The organism is Streptomyces sp. R818 (assembly GCF_056172735.1).
Window position 1 is genome coordinate 1,158,320 of the sequence record NZ_JAOCNE010000014.1, and the last position, 21,799, is coordinate 1,180,118.

Here is a 21,799-nt window from a genome sequence, read left to right on the forward strand (position 1 = left end):
CGGGGTCCGGCGGTCCGGTGGCGCGGGTCCGCCGGGGCGCGGGCTGATCGCGGGGGCGGTACGGGCTGCGTCCCGGGAGCGGGTACGGGCGGCGTCCTAGGAGCGGGTACGGGCTGCGTTCCGGGGGCCGATACGGCAGCCGGTGCGGGCGGTGGCCTGCGAGGCCGCGTGGCAGCCGGTGCGGGCGGTGGCCTGCGAGGCGGTGCGGCATGAGTGCGTCGCAGACCGCAGTCGTGCCCCCCGCGGCCACCGACGAACCGCCCTCCGCCCAGGACGAGTTGCTCGCCCACTTCGACGCGCTCATCGCCGCCGGTGAGACGGTCGAACCGCGCGACTGGACGCCCGACGGCTACCGCCGCATGCTGCTCCGCCAGATCGCCCAGCACGCCCACTCCGAGATCATCGGCATGCAGCCGGAGGGCGCCTGGCTGACCCGGGCCCCGTCCCTGCACCGCAAGTCGGTGCTCATCGCCAAGGTGCAGGACGAGGCGGGCCACGGCCTGTACCTGTACTCCGCGGCCGAGACCCTCGGCGTGGACCGCGCCGAGCTCCTCGACGCCCTGCACCGCGGACAGCAGCGCTTCGCGGCGACCTTCAACCACCCGGCCCTCACCTGGGCGGACACCGGCGCCATCGCCTGGCTGACGGACGGCGCCGCCGTCATCAACCAGGCACCCCTGTGCCGGACCTCCTACGGCCCGTACGCCCGCGCGATGCGCCGCGTCTGCCAGGAGGAGGCCTTCCACGTACGGCAGGGCTACGACATGCTGCGGGCCCTGTGCGAGGGCACACCGGAGCAGCAGCGGATGGCGCAGGACGCGGTGGACCGCTGGTGGCTGCCGGCCGTGGCGCTGATGTTCGGCCCGCCGGACACCGAGGCGGGCGGGGCGGACGCGCGCACCGCCGCGCTCGGCGCCGCCGTCTCCCGTCGCGCCATCGCCTGGGGCATCAAGCAGCACACCAACGACGAACTGCGCCAGCGCTTCGTCGACAGCGTCGTCCCGCAGGCCGAACGAATCGGCCTGACCCTGCCGGACCCGGCGATCCGCTGGAACGAGGAGCGCGGCCACTACGACTTCACCCCGGTCGACTGGGAGACGTACCGCGACGCGCTCGGCGACGACACGCACTGGGCCCGGCAGCGCATCGCGCACCGGCGCGCCGCGCACGAGGACGGCGCGTGGGTGCGGGAGGCGTCGGCCGCGTACGCCGCCCGGGAGGACGCCCGCGACGGCACGGAGGAACCCGCATGAGCAGCACGAGTACGAGCACGAGCACGAGCACGCGTACAAGTACGAGCACGCGTACGAGCACGGACCGGGAGGGCGCACCCGCGTCCTGGGAGGTTTTCCTGCGGCCGCGCCGGGGCCTCGCGCACCAGCACATGGGCTCTGTACGGGCCGACGACGCGGACATGGCCCTCGGCCGCGCCCGCGACCTGTACGTCCGCCGGGGCGACCCGCTGTCGCTGTGGGTGGTGCGCTCGGACGCCGTGCACGCGGTGTCCCCGGACGAGCGCGACCCGTACTTCGGCAACGCCCGCCACAAGCCCTACCGGTACCCGGAGCAGTACGCGCCGCTGACGACCGGATCGAGCCCGAGCGAGAAAGGCCCCGACGGTGCCCACGACGAGTGACATGGCGCCCGCCGCGGAGACCATGCGCACCGCCCCCGACCCCGACCGCGATCTCGCCACGCACCTGCTGCGCCTCGGCGACGACGCGCTCGTCCTCGGCCAGCGGCTCTGCCAGTGGATCACGCGGGCGCCGACGATCGAGGAGGACCTGGCGCTGTCCAACATCGCCCTTGACCTGATCGGCCACGCCCGGACCCTGTTCACCCGTGCCGGACGGCTCGACGGGACCGGCCGCACCGAGGACGACCTCGCCTTCACCCGCGCCGACCGCGAGTTCACCAACGTCCTCCTGACCGAGCTGCCGAACGGCGACTTCGCCGCGACCGTGGCTCGTCAGCTCGCCTACACGCACTACGCGGTCCTGTACTACGAGGCGCTGGCCGGCTGCGCGGACACCGACCTCGCCGGGTTCGGGGCACGGGCCGCCAAGGAGGTGGCCTTCCACCGGCTGCACGCCGACGACTGGACGCGGCGCCTCGGGCTCGGCACACCGGAGAGCGCCCGGCGCATGCAGGCCGGCCTGGACCGGGTGTGGCCGTACACGGCCGAACTGTTCGACGAGGACGACGTGTTGGGCCGCCTCGTCGCGGCCGGCACGGTCCCCTCGCCCGCACCCTTGCGCGCCTTGTGGGAGCAGCGGGTGGGCGAGGTGATCACCCGCGCCGGACTCACCGTGCCCGCACCCCGCTGGCAGGCCCGCGGCGGGCGCACCGGCCTGCACACCGAGGAGTTCGGGCCGCTCGTCGCCGAACTGCAGTCGGTGCGGCGCCAGTTCCCGGGAGGCACGTGGTGAGCGCGTACCGCCGCACCACCGAGGAGGTCCGGGCGCGGGTCGAGGCGCTGCCGGACCCGGAGCTGCCGATGATCGGCCTCGGCGACCTCGGCGTCGTCCACTCCGTCGCGCCGGACGCCGACGGAGTGCTCGAGGTGGAGATCACGCCGACGTTCCTGGGCTGCCCGGCGTTGCCCGCCATCACCTCCGCGGTCGAGGAGGTCCTCGCCGCCTGCGGCCACGCCGACGGTCGCGTACGGCAGGTCCTGTCACCGCCGTGGACGACGGACCGCATCACCGAGGCCGGACGGGAGAAGCTCGCGGCGCACGGCATCGCCCCGCCCGCGCCCCGCGCCACCGGAACGGACGGTCCGGTCCTCGTCGAGCTCGGCGGAGTGCCCTGCCCGCACTGCGGATCGCGGGCCACCCGGCCGCACAGCCCCTTCGGCGCGACCCGCTGCCAGTCGGTGCTGCGATGCACGGCGTGCCGAGAGACTTTCCCCCACCTGACCGCGCTGTGAGGCCCACCATGCACACGGACACCGGCACCGCCGCACCTCGCGCCCGGCGCACGGGCTGGCACCGGCTGACGGTCACCGACGTGCGCGGGCTGACCGACGAAGCCGCCGCGGTCACCCTGCGCATCCCCGACGACCTGCGGGACACCTTCGCCCACCGGCCCGGCGACCACGTCGTCGTACGGCACCGGCGCGGCGACCGCGAACTCCGCCGCACCTACTCGGTGTGCCCGCCGCCCGGCGACCCGTACGCCTTCCGCCTGGTGATCAAGCGAGGCGCCCCCGACGGCTTCGGCGCGTACGCCACGACCGCCCTGGCACCCGGCGACCACCTCGAACTCTCCCCGCCGGACGGCGCCTTCGCCCTGCCGGACCTGCCCGGCGCGCACCACGTGCTCATCGCGGGCGGCTCCGGCATCACCCCGCTGATCGCGATGGCGGCGGACGCGCTGCGCGAAGATCCCGCCTGCCGCGTCTCGGTGATCCACGCGGTCCCCACGAGCGCGACCGCGCTGCTCGCGGACGAACTGGCCGAGCTGAAGGACGCCTTCGTCGACCGTTTCACCGCGCTGCACGTCCTCACCCGGGAGGACCGCCCCAGCGAACTGGTCAGCGGACGCGTCGACACCGCGAAGCTGCCACGGCTGCTCGCCGCGCTGGACGCCCGCCCCGGACCCGGCACGACGTTCGCCCTGTGCGGTCCGGACGGTCTGGTCACCGCGGTGCGACAGGCGCTGACCGCGTGGGGCGCGGACCCGGCGGCCGTCCGCTCGGAAGTCTTCACCCCTGCCCCCGACACGCAACCGGCCTCACGACGGGACACGCGCCCCACGCCACCACCTGGCACCCGGCCCACCCGGATCACCGCGCAGTTCGGCGGACGCCGCGCCGCCGTCACCGTGGAGCCACAGGAGGACGTGATCCTCGACGCGCTGCTGCGGGCCCACCCCGACGTGCCGTACGCCTGCCGCGACGGAGTGTGCGGCAGTTGCCGCGCCAAGGTCCTGACCGGCGAGGTGGCGCTGAGCGGCGGCCAGTACGCCCTCGGCGCCGAGGACCTGGCGGCGGGCTACACGCTCGTCTGCCGGGCCCGGCCACGCAGCGCCGAGGTCACGCTCGACTTCGACGCCTGACCGACCCAATACATGAACCCCCTCCGGAACCGACCTCTAGGAGATGAAGTTGACCACCGACATGCGGCACGAGGGCAGGACCGCGCTGGTCACCGGCGGCAGCCGCGGCATCGGCCGGTCCATCAGCCGCCGCCTGGCCCGGGAGGGCGCGCTGGTGGCGGTCCACTACGGACACGACCACGCGGCGGCCGAGCGGACGGTCAAGGAGATCGACACCGAGGGCGGCCGCGCGTTCGCCGTCCACGCCGAGCTCGGTGTGGACGGCGACGCCGCCACCCTGTGGGACGCCTTCGACCGGGCCCTGGCCGAGCGGGGCGCCGGACCCGGCCTGGACATCCTCGTCAACAACGCGGGCATCACCGTCCCGCGCACCATCGCGAACGTGACCGAGGAGGACTACGAGCGGGCCTTCGCGATCAACACCAAAGCGCCCTTCTTCATCATCCAGCGCGGGCTGGACCGCCTCCGCGACGGCGGCCGGATCGTGAACATCTCCTCGGTGGCCACCCGGGTCGGCTTCCCCGCGATCGTCGCCTACACCATGACCAAGGCCGCCCTCGACTACCTCACCCTCGCCCTCGCCAAGGAGCTGGGCCCCCGCGGCATCACGGTCAACAGCGTCGCGCCCGGCTACACCGAGACGGAGATCAACCCCACCCTCAGCATCCCGGAGATCCGGCAGCGCTACTCGGACGCCTCGGTGTTCGGCCGCCTCGGTCAGCCGGCGGACATCGCCGATGTCGTGTCCTTCGTGGCGAGCGACGACGCCCGCTGGGTGACCGGCCAGTGGATCGACGCGTCCGGCGGGGTCCACATCGGCGTCTGAGGGGTTAGGGGGCGGGGGGCCTGAGGCGTCCGGCCGGGGCCTCCGGGGTCCCGGACCGCCCGTCCCGCCCCCGCCCCCCCCGGGGTCCCCGACCGCACCCCGCGCCCCCGCCCCCCGGGCAGCTGCCGCACCGCCGCATCACCGCACCGCCGCACCGCCGCACCGCCGCACAAGGAGAGCCATGACCGACAGTACGTCCGCCCTCGCCGAGCCGGCCGCGGACTCCGCCCTGACCCGGCCCTTCCAGGGCCCCAGCCCCTACGACGACTATGTGCACGCGTCCACGCTCAACACGCTGCAACAGCCGCTGACCGAGGCCGCGGACGAGATGGGCTTCCTCGTCACCACACAGGTGATGGAGCTGTGGTTCACGCTGGTCGTGCACGAATGGCAGGTGGCCCGCGAGGCGTTCGCCAAGGACGACCTGGACGCCGCCACGGACGCGCTCACCCGCAGCGGCCGCGCCCTGACCGCGCTCAACGCCTCCTGGAAGCCCATCGCCGCGCTGACACCCGCGCAGTTCAACGGATTCCGGGAGGCGTTCGGCAGGGCGTCGGGATTCCAGTCGGCCATGTACCGCCACATGGAGTTCCTGCTCGGCCAGAAGAACGCGGGCCTGCTCAACGGCCACCGGGGCGACCCCGCCGTCCACGAGGCACTGGCCGAGACCTACCGCGCGACCTCCCTCTACGACGAGGTGCTGCGCTTCCTGCACCGCCAGGGGCTGCCCGTACCGGAGCACGTCCTGGAACGTGACGTGACCGCCCCGTACGCGTCGGACCCGGGCGTGGTCGAAGCGTGGCGGCGGATCTACGCGGGCCCCAGGCACCACCCGCTGCTCACCCTGGGGGAGTCGCTCACCGACATCGCCGAACTGGTGGCACGCTGGCGCTTCGACCACGTCATGGTCGTGCGCCGCGCCATGGGCGCCAAGCCCGGCAGCGCCGGCTCCTCCGGCCTCGCCTGGCTGGAGCGGCGCGCGTCCCGCCCGGTCTTCCCCGAGCTGTGGGAGGTGCGCGGTGAGCTCTGAGACGGTGCGGACCATCTCGGCGTTCGCGGCCGAGGAGGAGAAACGGGTCCTGAGCCTGAAGCCGGTCCTGGCCCCGTCACACGGCCGCTACGGGGACCACCCCCACCAGGTCTACGACGCCTGGCCGGCCGACGACCCCGACGCCCCGCTGGTCATCCTCCTGCACGGCGGATACTGGCGCTACGACCGTATGCACCTCACCCCCTTCGCCGCCTACCTCTCCCAGCAGGGCTTCGACGTCCTGCTCCCCGGCTTCCGCAGGTCCGGCGGCGCGGGCGGCTACCCGGAGACGTTCGACGACGTCGCACGGATCGTGGACACCCTGCCGCAGGGACGCCCGTACGTCCTCGCCGGGCACTGCTCCGGCGGTCACCTGGCGCTGTGGTGCGCGGCCCGGGGCCTGCTGCCCGCCGACTCGCCCTGGCACACCAGCACCACCCTGCCGACCAGCGTCCTCGCGCTCGCCCCGCTGACCGACCTCGCCGCCACCCGGCGCGACGACCTGAGCAACGGCGCCGCCGTCCAACTGCTCGGCGGGGACGACGTGTTCGAGGAGCGCATGAACTCCGTCGACCCGCTCACCCTGCTGCGCGAGGCGGGCACGACCGGCGTGCCCACCGTGCTGCTGCACGGCGCCGTCGACGAGGAGGTGCCGCTCACCCAGTTCAGCGACTACGCGGCCGTGCACCACGACCTCAGGACGATCGTGCTGCCCGGCACCGGCCACTACACGCTCATCGAGCCGGGAGCGCCTGGCGCCCGCGCGGTCGCCGACACCCTCGGCGACATGGCGGCGGCCTTCGGCGCGCGACGGCCCGGCACGGACGACAGGAAGGCGGTGCGCCCGTGACAACCGTTTCCGTCACAAGCGTTGCGGCGACTTTCGGTGACGAGGCCGCGACACTGGACGCCACCGATCCCCTGGCTCCGGTCCGGGACCGCTTCCTCCTCCCCGAGGGGGTGGTCTACCTCGACGGGAACTCGCTCGGCCCCTTGCCCGCCGCGGTGCCCCCGGCCCTGACCGACGTCGTGCACCGCCAGTGGGGCAGCGGTCTGATCAGGTCCTGGAACGAGCACGGCTGGTGGGACGCCCCCCTCAGGGTGGGCGACGCCATCGGCCGGCTGATCGGCGCGGAAGCCGGACAGACGGTCGCGGGCGACTCGACGAGCGTGCAGCTGTACAGCGCGCTCGGCGCCGCCGCCGCGCTGCGCCCGGACCGCCCGCTCCTTGTCACCGACCCGGGCCACTTCCCGACGGACCGCTACCTGGCCGACGCGGCAGCCCGCCGAGACAACCTGGAGGTCACACACATACCACCGGCCGACCTCGAAGGCTTCCTCTCCTCCGAGGGCCACCGGGTCGCAGTCGTCAGCTACTCACCCGTCGACTTCCGCACCGGCGAGCTGTACGACATGCGGGCGCTGACCGACGCCGCCCACCGCGCCGGCGCGCTCGTCCTGTGGGACCTGTGCCACGCCGCCGGCGCCCTCCCGGTGGGCGTCGACGAACTCGGCGTCGACCTGGCCGTCGGCTGCGGCTACAAGTTCCTCTCCGGAGGCCCGGGCGCCCCCGCCTTCCTGTACGCGGCCCGCCGCCACCACGCGCAGTTCAAGACACCCCTGACAGGCTGGACCGGCCACGCCGACCCGTTCGGCATGACCCCCGACTACACACCGGCGCCGGGCATCGCCCGCGCCCGCATCGGCACCCCGCCGATCCTGTCCCTGCTCGCACTCGAAGCGGCCCTCACGGCGTTCGACGGCGTCGACCTCGCCCAGGTCCGCGCCAAGAGCCTGTCCCTGACGGCCTACTTCCTGCGGTGCGCGGACGAACTCCTGACCCCGCTCGGCTTCGAGACGGTGACCCCGTCCGACCCGGCGCGACGCGGCAGCCAGGTCTCCCTGCGTCATCCGCACGCCTACGGGCTGGTCCAGGCACTGGCGAAGGACGGAGTGATCGTCGACATGCGCGCCCCGGACCTCCTGCGGTTCGGCGTCAACGCCCTGTACACCACACACCAGGACATGCTCACGGCCGCGCTGCGCCTGAGGGACATCGCGCACGGGAACGCGTACGACCCGGCACCGCAACCATCGGGCCGGGTGGTCTGACGCGCCGCGTAGCCGAGACCGGGCGTCGCCTGGCCGCCGCGGACAGAGAGCTGTACGAGGGCCTCGGCGACTTCGGCATCTGGGAGTTGAGCGGGAGCCGTACGACCCCTGCCTCGATGAAGGACTCCGCCGGTTCCTCCGTCCAGGACATCGACACGTCGTCCGGCTCCGTGCGCATGACGAAGTCGCTCGACAAGGGTCCCGCCCTTTCGCTGAACAAGCCCGAGCACTCCCTCGCGGACGACGCCGCGTACAAGTCGGTGAGCGCCTGCCTCGGCGACGCCGCCGGTGACCGCTATGAAGGGTCTCAGGTGCACGTCCCTGACGGAGACGCCCCCATGATCACCATGCCCTGGAAGAACTCCACGAAGTCCGGCCTGCGCCCGACCGACCAGGAACGCACCGGTGATCTGCTGAGCATCCTGCTCCGGGCCCGGCGCTGATGGCCGTCGCTCGCGCCGCTTCGCTTGACGGGTCGGCGCGGTCGGCCCATCTTGGTCGGTTCGGGACCGGGGGACTGTCGGGAGGCAACGGGCATGGCTGAATGCGAGACGGTGTACGTCGACATGGTCGGGGACCTGTTCCATCCGGGCCAAGTCGCGCTGCTCAGGGCCGCGCGCGACATCGGGGAGCGGCTGATCGTCGGGGTACTCGCGGACGAGGTCGTGGCCCGGTACAAGCGCAGGCCCATCATGACCCTGGCGGAGCGGGTCGCGGTGATCGAGGCGTGCCGGTACGTGGACGTGGTGCTCCCGGACGCGCCCTACCGCGTCACGAACCAGTTCCTGGACCGGCACGGCATCGACGTGGTCGTGCACGGTGACGACCTCACGGCGAACGCCATCGACGAGGTCTTCGGCCCTGTGGCCGATGCGGGAAAGCTCCGCCTGGTGCGGTACACGACCGGCGTCTCCACGACCGAGCTGATCCGAAGGTGTCGTGCGGCGGACGCTTGATGACGCTTGATGACGAAGGCGGCGGCGGTCCGGGGAACGACATCACCGGATCATCCCTTGCACTCCGACAGATAATGATCGAAGGCGTGCTTCTTCGCCTTGCGTGCGTTCGCCTCGGAGTAATCGTCAGCGTTCAGCGCGCCGACGGCGAGCCGTGTGTCGCCCACGACATTCGTCGTGTTCGCGCACGCCACCACCACGATCCAATCGCTTCGATACGTCGCATCCGAAAGACTGTGCTCGGACTCCGCCCCGGTGACCGGTTCGGAGAGATCGTACGAAACCATGGAGGCGTCCGACGGCATCTCCTTTTCCACCTCGGCGATGGACCGGCCGACGAGTGACGACACGGGCGTCGTGACTTCGTCGTCCGCACCGCACCCCGCGAGCAGCACCGCTGTCACCGCGAAGCCGACCACAGCGCCGGCACGACCACGCGTGCGCGAGAAATGACTACGGCGGCGGCTCATATGACTTTGCAACTCACCTTTGCGGACGCGGGATCGAAGGCGTACTTCCATCCGCTCGTGTCGGTCTTGTAGTCGAGGGGAGTGGTGATGTGCTTCTCGATCTTGTACTTGTACCGCGTGCCGATCGGATAGGCGACGAGCGAGTGCCCCTTGCCGACCTTCGCGCTGCACGTCACCGACACGGACTGCGTCTTGGCCTTGCTGATGCTCAGGCTCGACGCGACACCGTTGTACGTCATACCGAAGCCCGCGTCGATCGTGCGCGTCGCCGAAGCCGTCTTGTTTATCATGCACGTCATCCCCGCGGTCTGCGCCGTGCAGCGGGCGATCTCATTCTTGGTGTTCGTGCAGTTCTTCTTCGACGTCTTCTGGACGAGCTTGCTGTAGTGACCGACAGCCGCTCGGGTAGATATCTGCCCGCTCAACTCCGGGGAGTCGACGGCAGACAAAGACGCACCACTACTCTCGGCGTGAGCCGCGGTCGTTCCCAGAGCGGTGGACAGAAGTACCCCCGCGACGCCGAGCGCCCGCACAGTCAGATTGCGCGACATAGTAATCCCCCTTGTTGATCGGCGACCATGGTCAGTGGCCGCATTAGCCGAAACCGTACTGGTCAGAGGGGCTCAAGATCGAATTTGCCAATCCGGTGTGGCATATGCTTACTTTCGGCCTCCAAGCCTGCCGACACCCCTGACTCCAAAATTTTCGGTCGGCCAGCAGTCCTGACGGGTGCACGCGCCCCCGTCCGGTCGTGTTGATGTGCGGCAGACCCTCTGGCAGGGTGCGGACATCGAACGGGGAGGGACTCGTGCTGAAGCAAGTCGTCGAGGATGTGCTGATCCACCAGAGTGAGTTGCTCGAGAACAACACCGTTGTCGTGCAGGGCAAGAACGGCGTACTCCTCGTGGACGCCGGAATCACTGGTGCGGAAATGACCTGCCTGGCAAAGGACCTTCGTGACCTGGGCCAGCTCGTGGTGGCAGGGTTCTCGACGCATCCTGACTGGGATCACGTGCTCTGGCACGCCGAACTCGGCGAAGCGCCTCGTTACAGCACGGCCGGCTGCGCGGACTTCATGCAGGACGTGTTGTCGAACGCGGACTGGAAGACCGGTGTCGCCGAGGGGCTGCCGCCAGAAATCGCCGAGGAGACACCGCTAGACCTGTACGGCCTCATCACTGGTCTGCCTGCTGGAACCGCGCAGCTTCCGTGGAACGGCCCCAAGGTGCGGATCATTCAGAACCCAGCGCACGCCCGAGGCCATGCGGCCCTGTTGATCGAGGAACGCCGAGTTCTCATCGCCGGCGACATGCTTTCCGACGTCTTCGTTCCGATGCTCGGCGACACCACTGACCCGAACGAGGACTACCTCGTCGGGCTCAGGCTGCTTGAGGGCGTAGCGGACGACGTCGATGTCCTCGTCCCCGGACACGGATCGGTCGCCAGGAATGAAGAGGTACGCGCAAGGATCGACCTGGATCGAGCGTACGTGGAGGACCTACGTGACGCCCGGGCGTCCAGCGACCCACGGGTCGTATCGCCCAAACCCGGCTGGGAGTGGACAAGCGCCATTCACGAAGGGCAGGCCCAAACCCTTACCTGACGAAGCAAGCGCGTGGGTGCACCGCAGAGGCTGCGGGAAGAGGGTGTCAGTGGCGCGCCGTAGGCTCCTGACGGTGACTCGGCAGCAGGTAGAGCAGCGCGCCCTCGAGGCAGCGGTCCGTGAAACCGAGCAGGCGCTCGTGGCGTACGACGACGCGCGAGTATGGCTTGCTCGTCCCGAAGCGCTCAAGGATGGTCCGCTCGCGGCCGAGGTCTGGGCGTTCGACAGAGCGCTGACCCACATCCTGCTCGTCGAACATCGTTGGCGGGGATGGGTCCCACCCGGCGGAAAGGTGGACCCGGGAGAGACGCAACGCGAGGCCGCTCAGCGCGAGTTGTACGAGGAGACGGGCGTGAGCGCGGAACTCCTGGACACGCCGGCGGCCGCAACAGTGCGCTCCTATCACCGCGATTGGCCGGCCACCATGGGCGTCTCGTTCATCGCTGTCGTCGACCGCGACACGCCCCTCGCTCCGGAAGACGGGCAGCGTGCCGCGTGGGCGCCGCTGGACAAGCCGTGGCAGGGCTGGTTCTCGGAGGACCGCTGGCGGATGCAGCAGTGCGCCCAGTGGCTCACGGAGCGTCCGGTGGGCCCCTGACGCCGGGCGCCGTGCAGCCCGCCCAGCCCCGGCCGGACCACTCAAGCATGGGCGGGGGTAGTGCGCTCATTCATACCCGGCAAGAACTCACCGCACGAGGTGGCCGACACCGGCGCGGACGGTGAAGGCGAGGACGGGCACCAGACGTGTGTCGAGCTCGTCTGTAGCGACGTATTCGTAGGCGCGGAGCTCGTCGGCCTGGACCTGAATGGCGGCGTGCTGCTCAGCGGTGAGGTGACCGCCGTCGAAGATGTAGGCGGTGCTTTCGCTGCGGCCGGGGCGCGGCGGAGCCCAGTCGACGGCAAGGAGACGGCCTGGCTGCACATCAAGGCTGTAGCCCGGACCGACGCCTGCTGTGTTCGGGGAACCGACAGAGGCTGGGGCAGCGTCCATCTCGGCATGCAAGATCGGTATCTGTACCTCGTCCGCCATGGTGAAGCCACATCGGAAGAGGGTGGGCTGACAGAAGTGGGGCGGCAGCAGGCCGAGCTGCTGGGGCGGCGTCTGCGCGATGTGCCCTTGACGGCCGTACATCATGGTCCGCTGCCCCGCGCGGCGCAGACGGCCCGGTTGATCACGGAGCAGCTGAGAGGCGTGCCGTTGCGCGAGTGCGAGACGGCGGGGGACTACGTCCCCTACGTGCCGGAGCGGGATGAGCTTCCCTCGGAATCGGCCGATGCCCTGCTGTCACGGGTGGCGTCGGTCACGACCGAAGAGCGGGTGCACGGTGCGGAGTTGGCCCGCCGGGCCGTCGCGGACTTCACCGGACCGACGGAGCACGGAGACGCGCCCCGCCACGACCTCGTCGTCACCCATGCGTTTCTCGTGGCCTGGCTGGTCCGTGCCGCGCTGGATGCGCCGCCCTGGCGCTGGCTGAGCCTCACCCACGGCAACGCGGCACTGACGGTGATCCACTACGCCGAGGCCCGGCCCGCCACGGTCCTCGTCTACAACGACATCAGCCACCTCTCGGGCGAGCTGCGCTGGACCGGCTTTCCCGCCCAGTTCCGTACGCCCTGACCGCCGGAAGCGCCCCCCGCGGATCAGTGGCGTCCCAGTGCTCGGCTCGCGCCCGTCACCACCGCGGTCGCCAGCACCCAGCCGGCGATGAGCAGGACGACCGCGACGACCTTGCCGGGTCCGGCCGGGTCCCACGCGGTGCGGTATCCCAAGTTGGCCACCGGGACGACCAGGTCGAGGGTGTACAGCAAGGCGTCCCAGTGCCGCCGGGCCCCGCCCGGGGCAGGGGCGGGCGGACGGGCGGCGAACCAGAGGGAGCCCGCGGTGACCAGGGCCACGAGCCAGGCGAGGGCGCGCCCGGCGGCGTAGCCGTAGCCGAACAGGACGTCCTGCACGCCGCCCCATACCCGGCCGGACAGCCGCTCGGACGCGTGCATCCGGCGTTCCCGGGCTCGCCGGACGGTCCGGGCGGCTCGCTCGTCACCGGCTCGTTGGCAGGACAGAGCGAGTTGTTCGAAGGAGCCCGCGGTCACGGCCGGGTCCAGGGCGAGCCATCGAAGGCGCTCGCCGACGCCGACCGGCTCGGTGGCGGCGAGCCGGTCGTAGGTCAGGCCCTCGACGTCGAGGGATCCTGGAGCCGGCCAACTGCCCGGTGCGTCCACGTAGGAACCCACGCGGGCGTCGCGCAGGTTGAGTGCGCCCGCCGGCGGGGCACGGAAGTCGACGCGCAACCGCGCGGTGCGCAGCCGGGTGAGCACGGCCGCGCCGGCCGGGGCGGCCAGCAGCGCGTCGTGGAAGGTGACGACGTCGGCGACCTCGGCGCCGCGCAGCCGGACGGGGCCGTGGCAGACGAACCCCCAGTCCGCGTAGAAGCCGCCGTCGCATCGCAGGCCCGTGGCGTCCACCCCGCCGACGGAGGCTCCGTCGAGAAGGACGGAGTGGCCGACGCGCGCGCCCCGGAGGTACAAGGCGCCCGACGTACGCAGCCCGTGCGCGTGCAGTGAGCCGCCCAGGGCGAGGCGCGGAGCGAACAGAGTCCAGGGGCCGGGGCCGCCGAGGACGGCGTTCTCCAGCACGAGGTCACCGTCCACTCGCGCCGCGACCAGCCGTACGGGCGCCCCGCCTTCCCGGTCGGGCACTCTGCGGACGGCCGCGACCCGGTCGCCGGTTCCGGCGTCCGATGCGGAGCCGGGCAATGCCGCGACAGCGACGGGTACGGCCGTGCCGCTCTCGATGTCCCGCAGTGTGAGATCACCGGCCACGCGGACGCCGTCGGCTTTGAGGTCCGCGAACCTACTGCCGGTCAGGTCGAGGGAGCCGAGCACGGCATCGTCCAGCAACAGCGCGTCTTCGAGGACGCAGTTCATCAGCTCCAGACGGATGTCCAGTCGAGCGTGCCGGAGGTCGACCGGGCCGGTGCAACGGGCACCGTCGATCCGCACGTGGTCCGTACGGGACGCCGAGCGGCGGATGTGGGCGGCGAGGTGAGCGCCGTCCACGGGCCGCCCCCTCGCCACGTTGCGGAGGAGGCGGCGCCCACCACCGGAAATGGATGCCAAAGCCCTGCTCCGTCCGACACCAGTACGGAATTTGACGTGGTGGGGCGATGATGACAGGAGTATGCAAAGTGGGGAAGAGAGGGCGATTTCCCGCTGGTACCGGTGGGCAGAACCCGTCACAGCAACCCGCCGCCGCTGAGGGGGATCGGCTATGGCAGGACTTCGTTTTCCGCCCCGGTTGACCTCGACCGCATGGGAGAACGCGCTGCAGCCCAGACGCGCGCCGCTCTCGACCGACGGCCGCTGGACGACGCGGACCAGGGAGCAAGGACTTCGTCTCGATTTCGCCCGGGTGGAGTTCGTGGATCTCGCGGCGCTGGCGAGGGCCCTGCTGCTGGTCGACGCCGCGGTACGGGACGGGGTGCCGGTGCAGGTGACGCTGCCGACGGCGGAGCTCCCGGACAGCGGTGTGCAGCGGCCGGCCCCGGAACTCGGCGAGGAGGCCAGGCGCCGGCTGACCCGGCAGGCGCGGGCTCGGGGCGACACCCGGGCCTACATGCGTCAGGTGGGTTTCCTGACGAGTCTGCGTCCCGCGCACTGGCCCGCGGGTTCCGTGGAGGTGGTCGACGCCACGGTGGAGCAGGTGGAGGAGGCGGCGGGCGGCGGCACCTCCACGCGCGACCAGTCTCCCTATGTACGACGAAGGGTTCTGCCGCTCCAATGGCTGTCGCCGCTGGCGGGGCCCGACCTCCGGACGTCCCTGGAGTTCCAGACCATCGTGGCGCGCCTGCGTGAGCTGGGCCTTTCTCCGCCCGACGCCGACGCCCTGAGCCAGACAGTGCTGGTGGAGCTGCTGGAGAACGTCGCGGAGCACGGCGCCGCGGACCCGGCGGGGGCCCCGCCCCGGCCCTTGGTGAGTGCGGTGCTCCTGGACCCGAAGACGTACAAGCGTCGTCACGAGGACATGGCCGTCGGCTCGTCGGAGCTGGCCGAGCTGGCGGAGCGGACGCGGAGCCAGGTGCTCCGGCTGCTTGTGGGTGACTCGGGCAGCGGTCTGGTGACGCGGCTCGACCCGGTGCAGGCCAGGCTCGGAGTCCCCTCCGGGGTGCGCACGGTCGCCGACCGGCGATTGACCGAGGCGGAGGACACCGTCTTCTACGCGTTCGAGCACGGCTTCCACCGGCAGCGGCAGGATCCGGCGGGGCCGGACGCGCCGCGGCCCGGCCAGAACGGGCTGTGGCGGGTCAAACACCTCGTCAGGAGCTATGGCGGGAGTGTCGTCGTCCGTACCGCCGACACGTTGACGGGGTGGGTGTACTCGGAGGCGGACGGCCGGGCGGTAGCCGTCGGCGACTCGCTGAGCCGGGTCCCGGGCACCTTGCACGAGGTGCAGGTGCTCACCGACCCCAAGGCGCAGCGCCCCTCGGTGTCGTGGGTGGAGCCTCCGGAGGTGGCGCGCACCCCGCGACTGCGCTGGGTGCGCTCTGCGATGGACCCCGTGGGCGGTCTGGACGAAGCGGACCGGGCGGCGTTGGTACAGGCGGCACAGGAGACGGCCGGCCATCCGGCGCTGGGTGGTCTGGTGGTGTCGATGACCTTGCGGGACACCGACCATCTGACGCGTTCGGGCCTGCAGGGCGCTCTGCGGACGGCGCTGAGAGTCGTGAGCGACCTGGCCGACCTGACGGCCGTGGCGGTGCTCTTCCCGGACGCCGACCCGAAGGTGCTCGACCTGAGCGTGAGCGCTCTGCACGCCGAACGGGGCGACGGACGGGCCCCGCTGCCCGGTCCCGTACTCGTGCACGGGTGTTACGGGCCGCCGATCTGGTACGGGGGCTCCGCGGCGGTGCGGGAGGTGCTCAGTGAGCTGAGCCGGGCCGGCGGTGTGCTGCCCGGAGAGACGGCCCTGGAGAGGTGGATCGCGGCCGGTGGCGAAGCGGGCGACAGCCTGTGGCGGGAACTGGACCGGTACCCGAGCCTCTTCGACGTCACGGACGGCAAGGTGGCCCTGGCCATGACCCCGCCCAGTGTGCTGCGCACCCTCGATCAGGAGACGCGCCGGGAGCTCGCGACGGCCATCGAGGACGGCGTGCAGAAGGCCGGTGTCTCCAAGGGACTGTTCCGCACACCGGGGTTGCGGCTGACCCGGCGCTGGGTCGACTCGGCGCTCCTGCTGGGGGCGACGACAGGGTTGTCGACCGCGGCCTATGTGCTGGCGCGGAAGGCGGAGGCGGTGCTCACGGGCCGGCCCGAGGGCGGTGAGGCGCCGACGATGGTGGCACACGTGTCCGCGGCGCCCCTGCTGCTGGCGACCCGGCTGAGCGAGTGCCTGGCTCTCGGGGGGCGACACCACGCCATGCCGGGCGAGTTGGATCTGGAGGGACTGCATCCTGGTGAGCGGGTTCAGGCGGGGGAGCGGGTCATTCTCGTGACGGACCTGCTGTCGACGGAGAACACGACCCGGCGGGCCGCCGCCGCGATCGTCGGTGCAGGCGCCGAGCCGGCCGTGGTCGCCTGTGTGGTGGACGCCCGCCAGGAACGCCGGGACATCCAGCTTCTCAACCGCAGCATCCCCGTGGTGTCGCTCACAGAGGTCTCCATCGGCACGCACGAGGTGGACGGCCCGCCCACGCAGGAGGGCGACGCGCAGACGATGCGGGTGGTGGACATCGATCCGATTCTGCGGCATCCGGTGGTGGCCACTCCTCCGGAGGCACCGCGCGTGGCGGAGATCGACTTCCTGCGGCTGTGCGCGGACGCCCCTGACACCCTCTCGCTCGGACATCTGTCCGGACCCCGTTCGCACTCCAGCGCGCTGCTGCACCTCGACGGCGCGCTGCGGCACCCGCCGACGGGAACCCGGATCACCGACATCGTCCTGGACGTCCTTCGGGAGGCACTGGACACGGTCACCGACGCGTCGGCACCGAACGGGGCGCACCCGCTGCAACTGTGGTACGCGGGGTCGTCGAACGACACGTACGAGAGCCGGCTGCCGCAGGCGGTCCAGCAGAGGCTGGGCGAACTGGGCCGCCCGGTGGCCCCGTTGGTGACCGTGCCCCGCGGCGTCGCCCGCAGCCAATGGATCTACCCGACGGCCGTTCCGCACAGCGCCCGGGGCCGCACGGTGATCATTCTGGACGGCCGTGCGTCGACCGGGCGCACGCTGCGGCAGATGACCAGACTGGCGGCGGCATCCGGTGCCGCCGCGATCGTCGCCGTGGTCCTCCTCAACCACCTCGAACATCAGGAGGCCGAAGCCCTGCGCATGATGCGAAGCGTGACGCCGCCAGGGGGCGGCGCGGCGGTGCCGGTCGCCGTGCGCTTCGTCAGCAACAGCAGCATCCCCGGGGAGTCACCGCACGACTGCGCCATCTGCGCCACCCGGGTGCGGGTGCAGGACGACACGGCCGCCCCCGACCGGGTACGCCGTCACGCGGAGCAGATCCGCGCACTCCTGCGGCCGCGACGCCGGGAAGAGGTCTACAGCAGTGCGGCCGCGGACCTGTTCACGGTCCCGGTCAGCGCCGACGACATCATCGACTACATCCGGTGGCGTGGCCTGCTGCGTGAGGCCTTGCGCGATACAGCGGGCCGGGAGCTCATGCTGCACCGTCTGCGCGCCCTGGTGGACGCCGACCGGACGGAGGAGGAGTTCACCCGGACCAACCTGCTGCGCCTGCTCGCCGCCGAGCAGCAGTGGCTCAAGCTGCCCCCGCTGCGGTTCACAGCAGCCCGGGAACTGCTGGCCCAGGTCTGTCTGACGGCGCTGGGCCGCTCGGCCAACGTCTCCCCGTGGCTACGGGTCCAGGCCTTGATGGTGCTGGCGGCCACCACCCCGCAACGCCTCATCAAGGAGTTGCCGGAGCTGCTGTCGCTGGTCCTGGACGAGCCGATACTGCTCGACCATCTGCTGCTGGAGTGCTACCGGCTTCTGCGCCGGCCGCCCTACGACTCGCCCATCGAGATCGGACGCCTGAGGGAGAGCCTGCTGCGCTGCCGGGCCGTACTGGACGAGCAGGCCACGGTCCCGTCCCGGCCGGTCGACGAGTACCAGCACGTCGTCCAGCAGCTGATCGCCATGGCTGACCACAAGGCGCGCCCGAAGCCCGACGATCCGCAGACGGCGTGGGAACAACTCCGCGAGGACCTGGGGCACGCGGTCACCCGGCACCGCCTCGACTCCGGCCTGCTACGGGTGCGGGACTTCCTGGAGGATCTGGAGGACACCGGACTCATCGGCCGCGCCGGCATGGAAGCGCGGTCGGACTGGGAGACGTGCCAGCGACATCTGGCCGACCGCGCCCTCGTCTGTCTGCCGGCACTGCGCCACATCCTCGCGGGGGACTACGTCGGTGATCTGTTCGGCAGGGCCCAGCACGACTGGCTCATCCAGCTGAGCCGGGACGGAATCGGCGCACTCACCGGAGTCTCCGAACGTCTGGACCGGCTGCTGCGCGAGCCGCAGCGTGTGCACGACCTTGAATGGCTGAACGCCCGCGACGAACTCCTCGAGGGGCTCGACCGGTGGTACCGGATGTTCCTCGCCACCCATCTGCCGGAGACCGGCAAGCGGGCCCATGTGGTCGATCTGGTCTTCTCGGCACCCACGGAGCTGGAACCGCTGATCGACCGCCTGCTCGCCGCGCGCGGCGAGAACGCGCGGACGCACTGGCCGGACGCCGGCGGCACCGCGAGCCAGGTGTTCTGCCCGGAACCGCTGCTCACCGAGGCGGTCGAGCACGTGCTCGACAACACCCGGCGCCACCGGGCCCCCGGAGCCGGGTGCCGTCTCCAGGTCACCGGCGTCCGCTCGGCGCCGGAGCTCGTGCGGGTGACGATCCGCAACACCGGCACGCAACCGCATCCCTCGCCCGGCCAGGGGCTACGAGCGCTGGACGCGAAACTGCGGCCTTTCGGAGCGACCCTGACCGGGCACGGCGTGTCCGAGGGCGACTTCACCTTCGAGGCGGTCCTGGCCCTGCGGCTGTGGGAGGGGGCCTGACCATGTACCTCATCCGCGGGCTCCTGGTCGACGACGAGAAGAAGAATCACCGACGTTCCATCGAGCGCCTCAACACGCAGTTCCAGCGGCTGGGGTGGGAGGTGCGGTGGCACACCTGCACCGAGCCGGAGGAGGGCTTGCGGCGCATCCGCTCCGCCGACCCGCCCTACGACGTCGTCCTCATCGACCTGCTGTACGCCCGTGAGGACTTCCCCGACCTCATGGAGCAGATGGGGCTCGACCTGATAGCGGAGGCGAAACAGCGTTCGGATCGCACCTACGTCATCGGCATCAGCAGCGGGCATCTGGAGATGCCCGGCCTGTTCAGCCAGGCGTTGACGCACGGGGCCCACCGGGTGGTGCGACGCTACGAGTTCACTCAGCAGTCGGTGGAGAGCAGTCCGGCCGCGATCGTCCAGGCGATCCGCGAACACCTTTTGAACAACGGCACCTTGTGCACGATGAAGGTCGAGGCGGACCAGCACGATGCAGCGGTGCAGTCCCTGATGGAGCTGATCACCGAACCCACCCTCTCCCAGCTCTACAGCCGCATCCTGGACGCGGAGGGTGTGCCGGACGTGGCGACGATGCGCGTGTCCTTCCTGGCCCCCGGTGCGTCCGGGGCAGCGGTGTGCTCCGTCACCGGGGCCGCACCGGGCGGCCCGCTGCAACGGCACGTCGTGAAGGTTTCGCGGGACGAACAGGCACTGACCCAGGAGGCGCAGCTCAACGCGCAGGCCGCGAAGGTGTTCCCGTCGGCGCTCCTCGTCCGGCAGCGCCCCGCGAGGGCGGTGGGACCGGTCAACGGCTGGTACGCGCTGGGCGCCACCCTGACCGAGCAGGCGACCACCCTGCGGGAATGGCTGACGACCGGCCCGTCCGAGCGTGACGTCGAGGACGTCATGTACCGCCTGTTCGTGGAAGGGCTGGGAGTGGCACAGGCCGCCAACCGGGAGACCGGCCCGCCGCTGATCGAGCAGGTGAAGTTCTCGCACCTGCGACGCCGGCTGGTGTCCGAGGCGCTCGACACGTTCGGTCCCGCGCTGCTGCGTGAGGACGGTGGTGCCTTGCCCGATGTCGCGGGACTGGCCCGCGAGATGCGGGCGTTCGTCGAAGAGGGCAGGCCGCTCGGGGTACCGCTGGACCGTCTTCGGCAACCGACAGCGACCACGTACGCCCACGGGGATCTGCACGGCGGGAACGTCCTGGTGAGCCGGCACCGTCACCCGATGCCGGTACTGATCGACACAGGGGCGTTCGGGCGTCTCCACTGGGCGACGGACGCGGCACGGTTCGCCGTGGACCTCGTCATGCGGTCCGTCGACGCGGGGGTGGAGTCCATGTTCTTCACCCGGTTCGACTTCTGGCGGGAGCTGGCTCTGTGCCTGGGCCGTCGGACCGCTCCGCCGGTACCCGAAGCACCGACGCCGGGCACGCGGGCGGCGTTGGCCGCGCTCTCCTGGCTGATCACCAACTTGCCCTCGGTGTGCCCGGACGCCGAGGCGGTGGAACGGGCCTGGGAGTGGCAGATCGTGCTGGCGGAGTACTACCTGCGGGCCGCTTGCCATCCGGACGTCCCGCCCCCCAAACGAGCGGTGGCGCTGGTGGCAGCGCACGATCAGGTGAGAGAGGCGACAGCCCTCCTACTGGGCTGACCGGCCGATGAGGAGGACGCCCACGAGCCCGTTGCCCACCTGCACTCCACCCATGCCGTCGCCGTCTCCTGCCTCTACGGACTCGACCCGACAACGTTGCGGCGGCTCAAAGCGGATCGTGACCAGGAGGAGCACGGTCAGCGCGCGCCGATCGCGTGGTGTGTGTGCCGTGCTACGGGCGGCGCGGCGGCGTCTCGCTTCCCGGCACGGCACGGCACGGGATGGCACGGCACGGTACGGTACGGAGGACCTGAGACCTGGGTAGGGACTCACAGGCTGCGCGCCGAGCCGAGCATGGCCCGGCCCTCCTCGAAGAGGAGTCGCCGGTCCTCGTCGAGCCTTGTATGGAAGGCCAGGAACTCGTCGCTGACCGGCCCCTGCGCGGCGTCCTCCAACAGCATGTCCACCTGGAGGCGAGCCAGTCCGAGAGCCTGGAGCGCCCGAGCGGCACGCTCCCGTTCCTCGTGGAAGGTGACCAGATGCTGGTACTGGACGGTGAGCAGCGCGGCTTCGGTGGCGGCATGTGCCTGTGCGTGCCCGCTGCGCGCCTGGATCTTCGCGCCGATGTAACTGCCGGCGATGCCGCCGAAGACGGCGATGAGGGCGACGAGCGCGGCGAACACCTCGGGGTCACCTCTGACAGCTGTGATCAACCAGTCCACGGCGGTTCTCTGCGTTCGAAGGGTGTGGCCGCTGTAGACGGCGGTCGCGCGCGTGTCTTCGTTAATGCTCCGGCGTCGACTCGTCTCATGGCTCCACGTTGCCAGGGGAGTTGAGCATGTGACCTCCTTGGGATGGTCCCTTCACCCGCGGGGGTGCTGTCGCCGACGTGCCTTGACGCGGCCGTGATCCGTACGTGGCGCCGCTAGGTTGGGGGTTGGGGGCTGCTGCGAAGGCAGACGGGGTGACGGAGCGGTTCTCAGGTGACCGAAAGCGATCCCCCCGGCAAGTGATCTGGCGTCTCTGTGCGTTGACCCCGTCGCTCTGTGACGTTTGCATGTCGGTGGTTCTCCGTACGGGGTACCG

Annotated in this window: 21 protein-coding genes; 16 read left to right on the plus strand and 5 right to left on the minus strand. The window is 71.2% G+C overall.

Going from position 1 to position 21,799, the window contains the following annotated elements:
- Positions 1-209: 209 nt before the first annotated feature.
- From paaA to N5I75_RS37235, 11 genes are all read left to right on the plus strand, one after another.
- On the plus strand, positions 210-1,253 hold the full coding sequence (paaA, locus tag N5I75_RS37185) for a 1,2-phenylacetyl-CoA epoxidase subunit PaaA (protein ID WP_476684618.1): 1,044 nt from the start codon (positions 210-212) through the stop codon (positions 1,251-1,253).
- Positions 1,250-1,636, plus strand: a complete 387-nt coding sequence (paaB, locus tag N5I75_RS37190) for a 1,2-phenylacetyl-CoA epoxidase subunit PaaB (protein WP_476684619.1) — start codon at positions 1,250-1,252, stop codon at positions 1,634-1,636. Before paaA ends, paaB begins: the two co-directional genes overlap by 4 nt.
- Before the next feature lies 1 nt (position 1,637).
- Positions 1,638-2,429, plus strand: coding sequence for a 1,2-phenylacetyl-CoA epoxidase subunit PaaC (paaC, locus tag N5I75_RS37195; RefSeq protein ID WP_476684928.1), 792 nt, complete (start codon positions 1,638-1,640; stop codon positions 2,427-2,429).
- On the plus strand, positions 2,426-2,929 hold the full coding sequence (gene paaD, locus N5I75_RS37200; RefSeq protein ID WP_476684620.1) for a 1,2-phenylacetyl-CoA epoxidase subunit PaaD: 504 nt from the start codon (positions 2,426-2,428) through the stop codon (positions 2,927-2,929). Before paaC ends, paaD begins: the two co-directional genes overlap by 4 nt.
- Positions 2,930-2,937: 8 nt before the next feature.
- The gene (locus N5I75_RS37205) at positions 2,938-4,059 is read left to right on the plus strand and encodes a 2Fe-2S iron-sulfur cluster-binding protein (protein WP_476684621.1); all 1,122 of its coding nucleotides are present in this window, start codon (positions 2,938-2,940) and stop codon (positions 4,057-4,059) included.
- A 49-nt stretch (positions 4,060-4,108) separates the two neighbouring features.
- Positions 4,109-4,885: an SDR family oxidoreductase gene (locus N5I75_RS37210; protein ID WP_476684622.1), complete on the plus strand. Its 777-nt coding sequence runs from the start codon at positions 4,109-4,111 to the stop codon at positions 4,883-4,885.
- Between the two features lie 181 nt (positions 4,886-5,066).
- Positions 5,067-5,915, plus strand: coding sequence for a tryptophan 2,3-dioxygenase (locus N5I75_RS37215; protein ID WP_476684623.1), 849 nt, complete (start codon positions 5,067-5,069; stop codon positions 5,913-5,915).
- Entirely contained in the window at positions 5,905-6,765 is an 861-nt protein-coding gene (locus N5I75_RS37220; protein WP_476684625.1) for an alpha/beta hydrolase family protein, read from the plus strand. Before N5I75_RS37215 ends, N5I75_RS37220 begins: the two co-directional genes overlap by 11 nt.
- Positions 6,762-8,027, plus strand: a complete 1,266-nt coding sequence (gene kynU, locus N5I75_RS37225) for a kynureninase (protein ID WP_476684626.1) — start codon at positions 6,762-6,764, stop codon at positions 8,025-8,027. Before N5I75_RS37220 ends, kynU begins: the two co-directional genes overlap by 4 nt.
- A gap of 116 nt (positions 8,028-8,143) precedes the next feature.
- A complete protein-coding gene (locus N5I75_RS37230; protein ID WP_476684627.1) occupies positions 8,144-8,470 on the plus strand; it encodes a hypothetical protein in 327 nt (108 codons plus the stop codon).
- Positions 8,471-8,563: 93 nt separating this feature from the next.
- Positions 8,564-8,983 (plus strand): adenylyltransferase/cytidyltransferase family protein, encoded by a 420-nt coding sequence (locus N5I75_RS37235; protein WP_476684628.1) that lies wholly within the window; start codon positions 8,564-8,566, stop codon positions 8,981-8,983.
- 50 nt (positions 8,984-9,033) lie between these two features.
- Here the strand turns inward: N5I75_RS37235 and N5I75_RS37240 are convergent, their stop codons facing one another.
- A complete protein-coding gene (locus N5I75_RS37240) occupies positions 9,034-9,453 on the minus strand; it encodes a hypothetical protein (RefSeq protein WP_476684629.1) in 420 nt (139 codons plus the stop codon).
- A complete protein-coding gene (locus tag N5I75_RS37245) occupies positions 9,450-10,004 on the minus strand; it encodes a hypothetical protein (protein WP_476684630.1) in 555 nt (184 codons plus the stop codon). The genes N5I75_RS37240 and N5I75_RS37245 overlap by 4 nt, the downstream gene beginning before the upstream one ends.
- A 257-nt stretch (positions 10,005-10,261) precedes the next feature.
- Here N5I75_RS37245 and N5I75_RS37250 point away from each other — a divergent pair, with 257 nt between their 5' ends.
- Both N5I75_RS37250 and N5I75_RS37255 read left to right on the plus strand, forming a co-directional pair.
- Positions 10,262-11,056 (plus strand): MBL fold metallo-hydrolase, encoded by a 795-nt coding sequence (locus N5I75_RS37250; RefSeq protein WP_476684632.1) that lies wholly within the window; start codon positions 10,262-10,264, stop codon positions 11,054-11,056.
- A gap of 73 nt (positions 11,057-11,129) precedes the next feature.
- Positions 11,130-11,654, plus strand: a complete 525-nt coding sequence (locus N5I75_RS37255) for an NUDIX domain-containing protein (RefSeq protein ID WP_476684634.1) — start codon at positions 11,130-11,132, stop codon at positions 11,652-11,654.
- An 87-nt stretch (positions 11,655-11,741) separates the two neighbouring features.
- On the opposite strand, the gene N5I75_RS37260 is transcribed toward N5I75_RS37255, so the two are convergent.
- Positions 11,742-11,978, minus strand: a complete 237-nt coding sequence (locus N5I75_RS37260; protein ID WP_476684954.1) for an NUDIX hydrolase — start codon at positions 11,976-11,978, stop codon at positions 11,742-11,744.
- Between the two features lie 75 nt (positions 11,979-12,053).
- On the opposite strand from N5I75_RS37260, the gene N5I75_RS37265 reads away from it, so the two are divergent.
- On the plus strand, positions 12,054-12,674 hold the full coding sequence (locus N5I75_RS37265; protein ID WP_476684930.1) for a histidine phosphatase family protein: 621 nt from the start codon (positions 12,054-12,056) through the stop codon (positions 12,672-12,674).
- Between the two features lie 23 nt (positions 12,675-12,697).
- Here the strand turns inward: N5I75_RS37265 and N5I75_RS37270 are convergent, their stop codons facing one another.
- Complete coding sequence (locus tag N5I75_RS37270) at positions 12,698-14,113, minus strand: hypothetical protein (protein ID WP_476684635.1); 1,416 nt, start codon at positions 14,111-14,113, stop codon at positions 12,698-12,700.
- 238 nt (positions 14,114-14,351) lie between these two features.
- Between N5I75_RS37270 and N5I75_RS37275 the strand changes: the two genes are divergently transcribed.
- Entirely contained in the window at positions 14,352-19,118 is a 4,767-nt protein-coding gene (locus N5I75_RS37275) for a hypothetical protein (RefSeq protein ID WP_476684637.1), read from the plus strand.
- Between the two features lie 2 nt (positions 19,119-19,120).
- Positions 19,121-20,773, plus strand: coding sequence for a hypothetical protein (locus tag N5I75_RS37280; protein WP_476684638.1), 1,653 nt, complete (start codon positions 19,121-19,123; stop codon positions 20,771-20,773).
- A gap of 269 nt (positions 20,774-21,042) precedes the next feature.
- On the opposite strand, the gene N5I75_RS37285 is transcribed toward N5I75_RS37280, so the two are convergent.
- On the minus strand, positions 21,043-21,435 hold the full coding sequence (locus N5I75_RS37285) for a hypothetical protein (RefSeq protein ID WP_476684639.1): 393 nt from the start codon (positions 21,433-21,435) through the stop codon (positions 21,043-21,045).
- Between the last annotated feature and the right edge of the window lie 364 nt (positions 21,436-21,799).

Excerpts from the sequence above, each read along its gene's own strand:
- paaA (WP_476684618.1), top strand. The coding sequence starts at position 210 with ATGAGTGCGTCGCAGACCGCAGTCGTGCCCCCCGCGGCCACCGACGAA.
- paaB (WP_476684619.1), top strand. The coding sequence starts at position 1,250 with ATGAGCAGCACGAGTACGAGCACGAGCACGAGCACGCGTACAAGTACG.
- paaC (WP_476684928.1), top strand. The coding sequence starts at position 1,638 with ATGGCGCCCGCCGCGGAGACCATGCGCACCGCCCCCGACCCCGACCGC.
- N5I75_RS37205 (WP_476684621.1), top strand. The coding sequence starts at position 2,938 with ATGCACACGGACACCGGCACCGCCGCACCTCGCGCCCGGCGCACGGGC.
- N5I75_RS37215 (WP_476684623.1), top strand. The coding sequence starts at position 5,067 with ATGACCGACAGTACGTCCGCCCTCGCCGAGCCGGCCGCGGACTCCGCC.
- N5I75_RS37230 (WP_476684627.1), top strand. The coding sequence starts at position 8,144 with ATGAAGGACTCCGCCGGTTCCTCCGTCCAGGACATCGACACGTCGTCC.
- N5I75_RS37235 (WP_476684628.1), top strand. The coding sequence starts at position 8,564 with ATGGCTGAATGCGAGACGGTGTACGTCGACATGGTCGGGGACCTGTTC.
- N5I75_RS37240 (WP_476684629.1), bottom strand. The coding sequence starts at position 9,453 with ATGAGCCGCCGCCGTAGTCATTTCTCGCGCACGCGTGGTCGTGCCGGC.
- N5I75_RS37245 (WP_476684630.1), bottom strand. The coding sequence starts at position 10,004 with ATGTCGCGCAATCTGACTGTGCGGGCGCTCGGCGTCGCGGGGGTACTT.
- N5I75_RS37265 (WP_476684930.1), top strand. The coding sequence starts at position 12,054 with ATGCAAGATCGGTATCTGTACCTCGTCCGCCATGGTGAAGCCACATCG.
- N5I75_RS37280 (WP_476684638.1), top strand. The coding sequence starts at position 19,121 with ATGTACCTCATCCGCGGGCTCCTGGTCGACGACGAGAAGAAGAATCAC.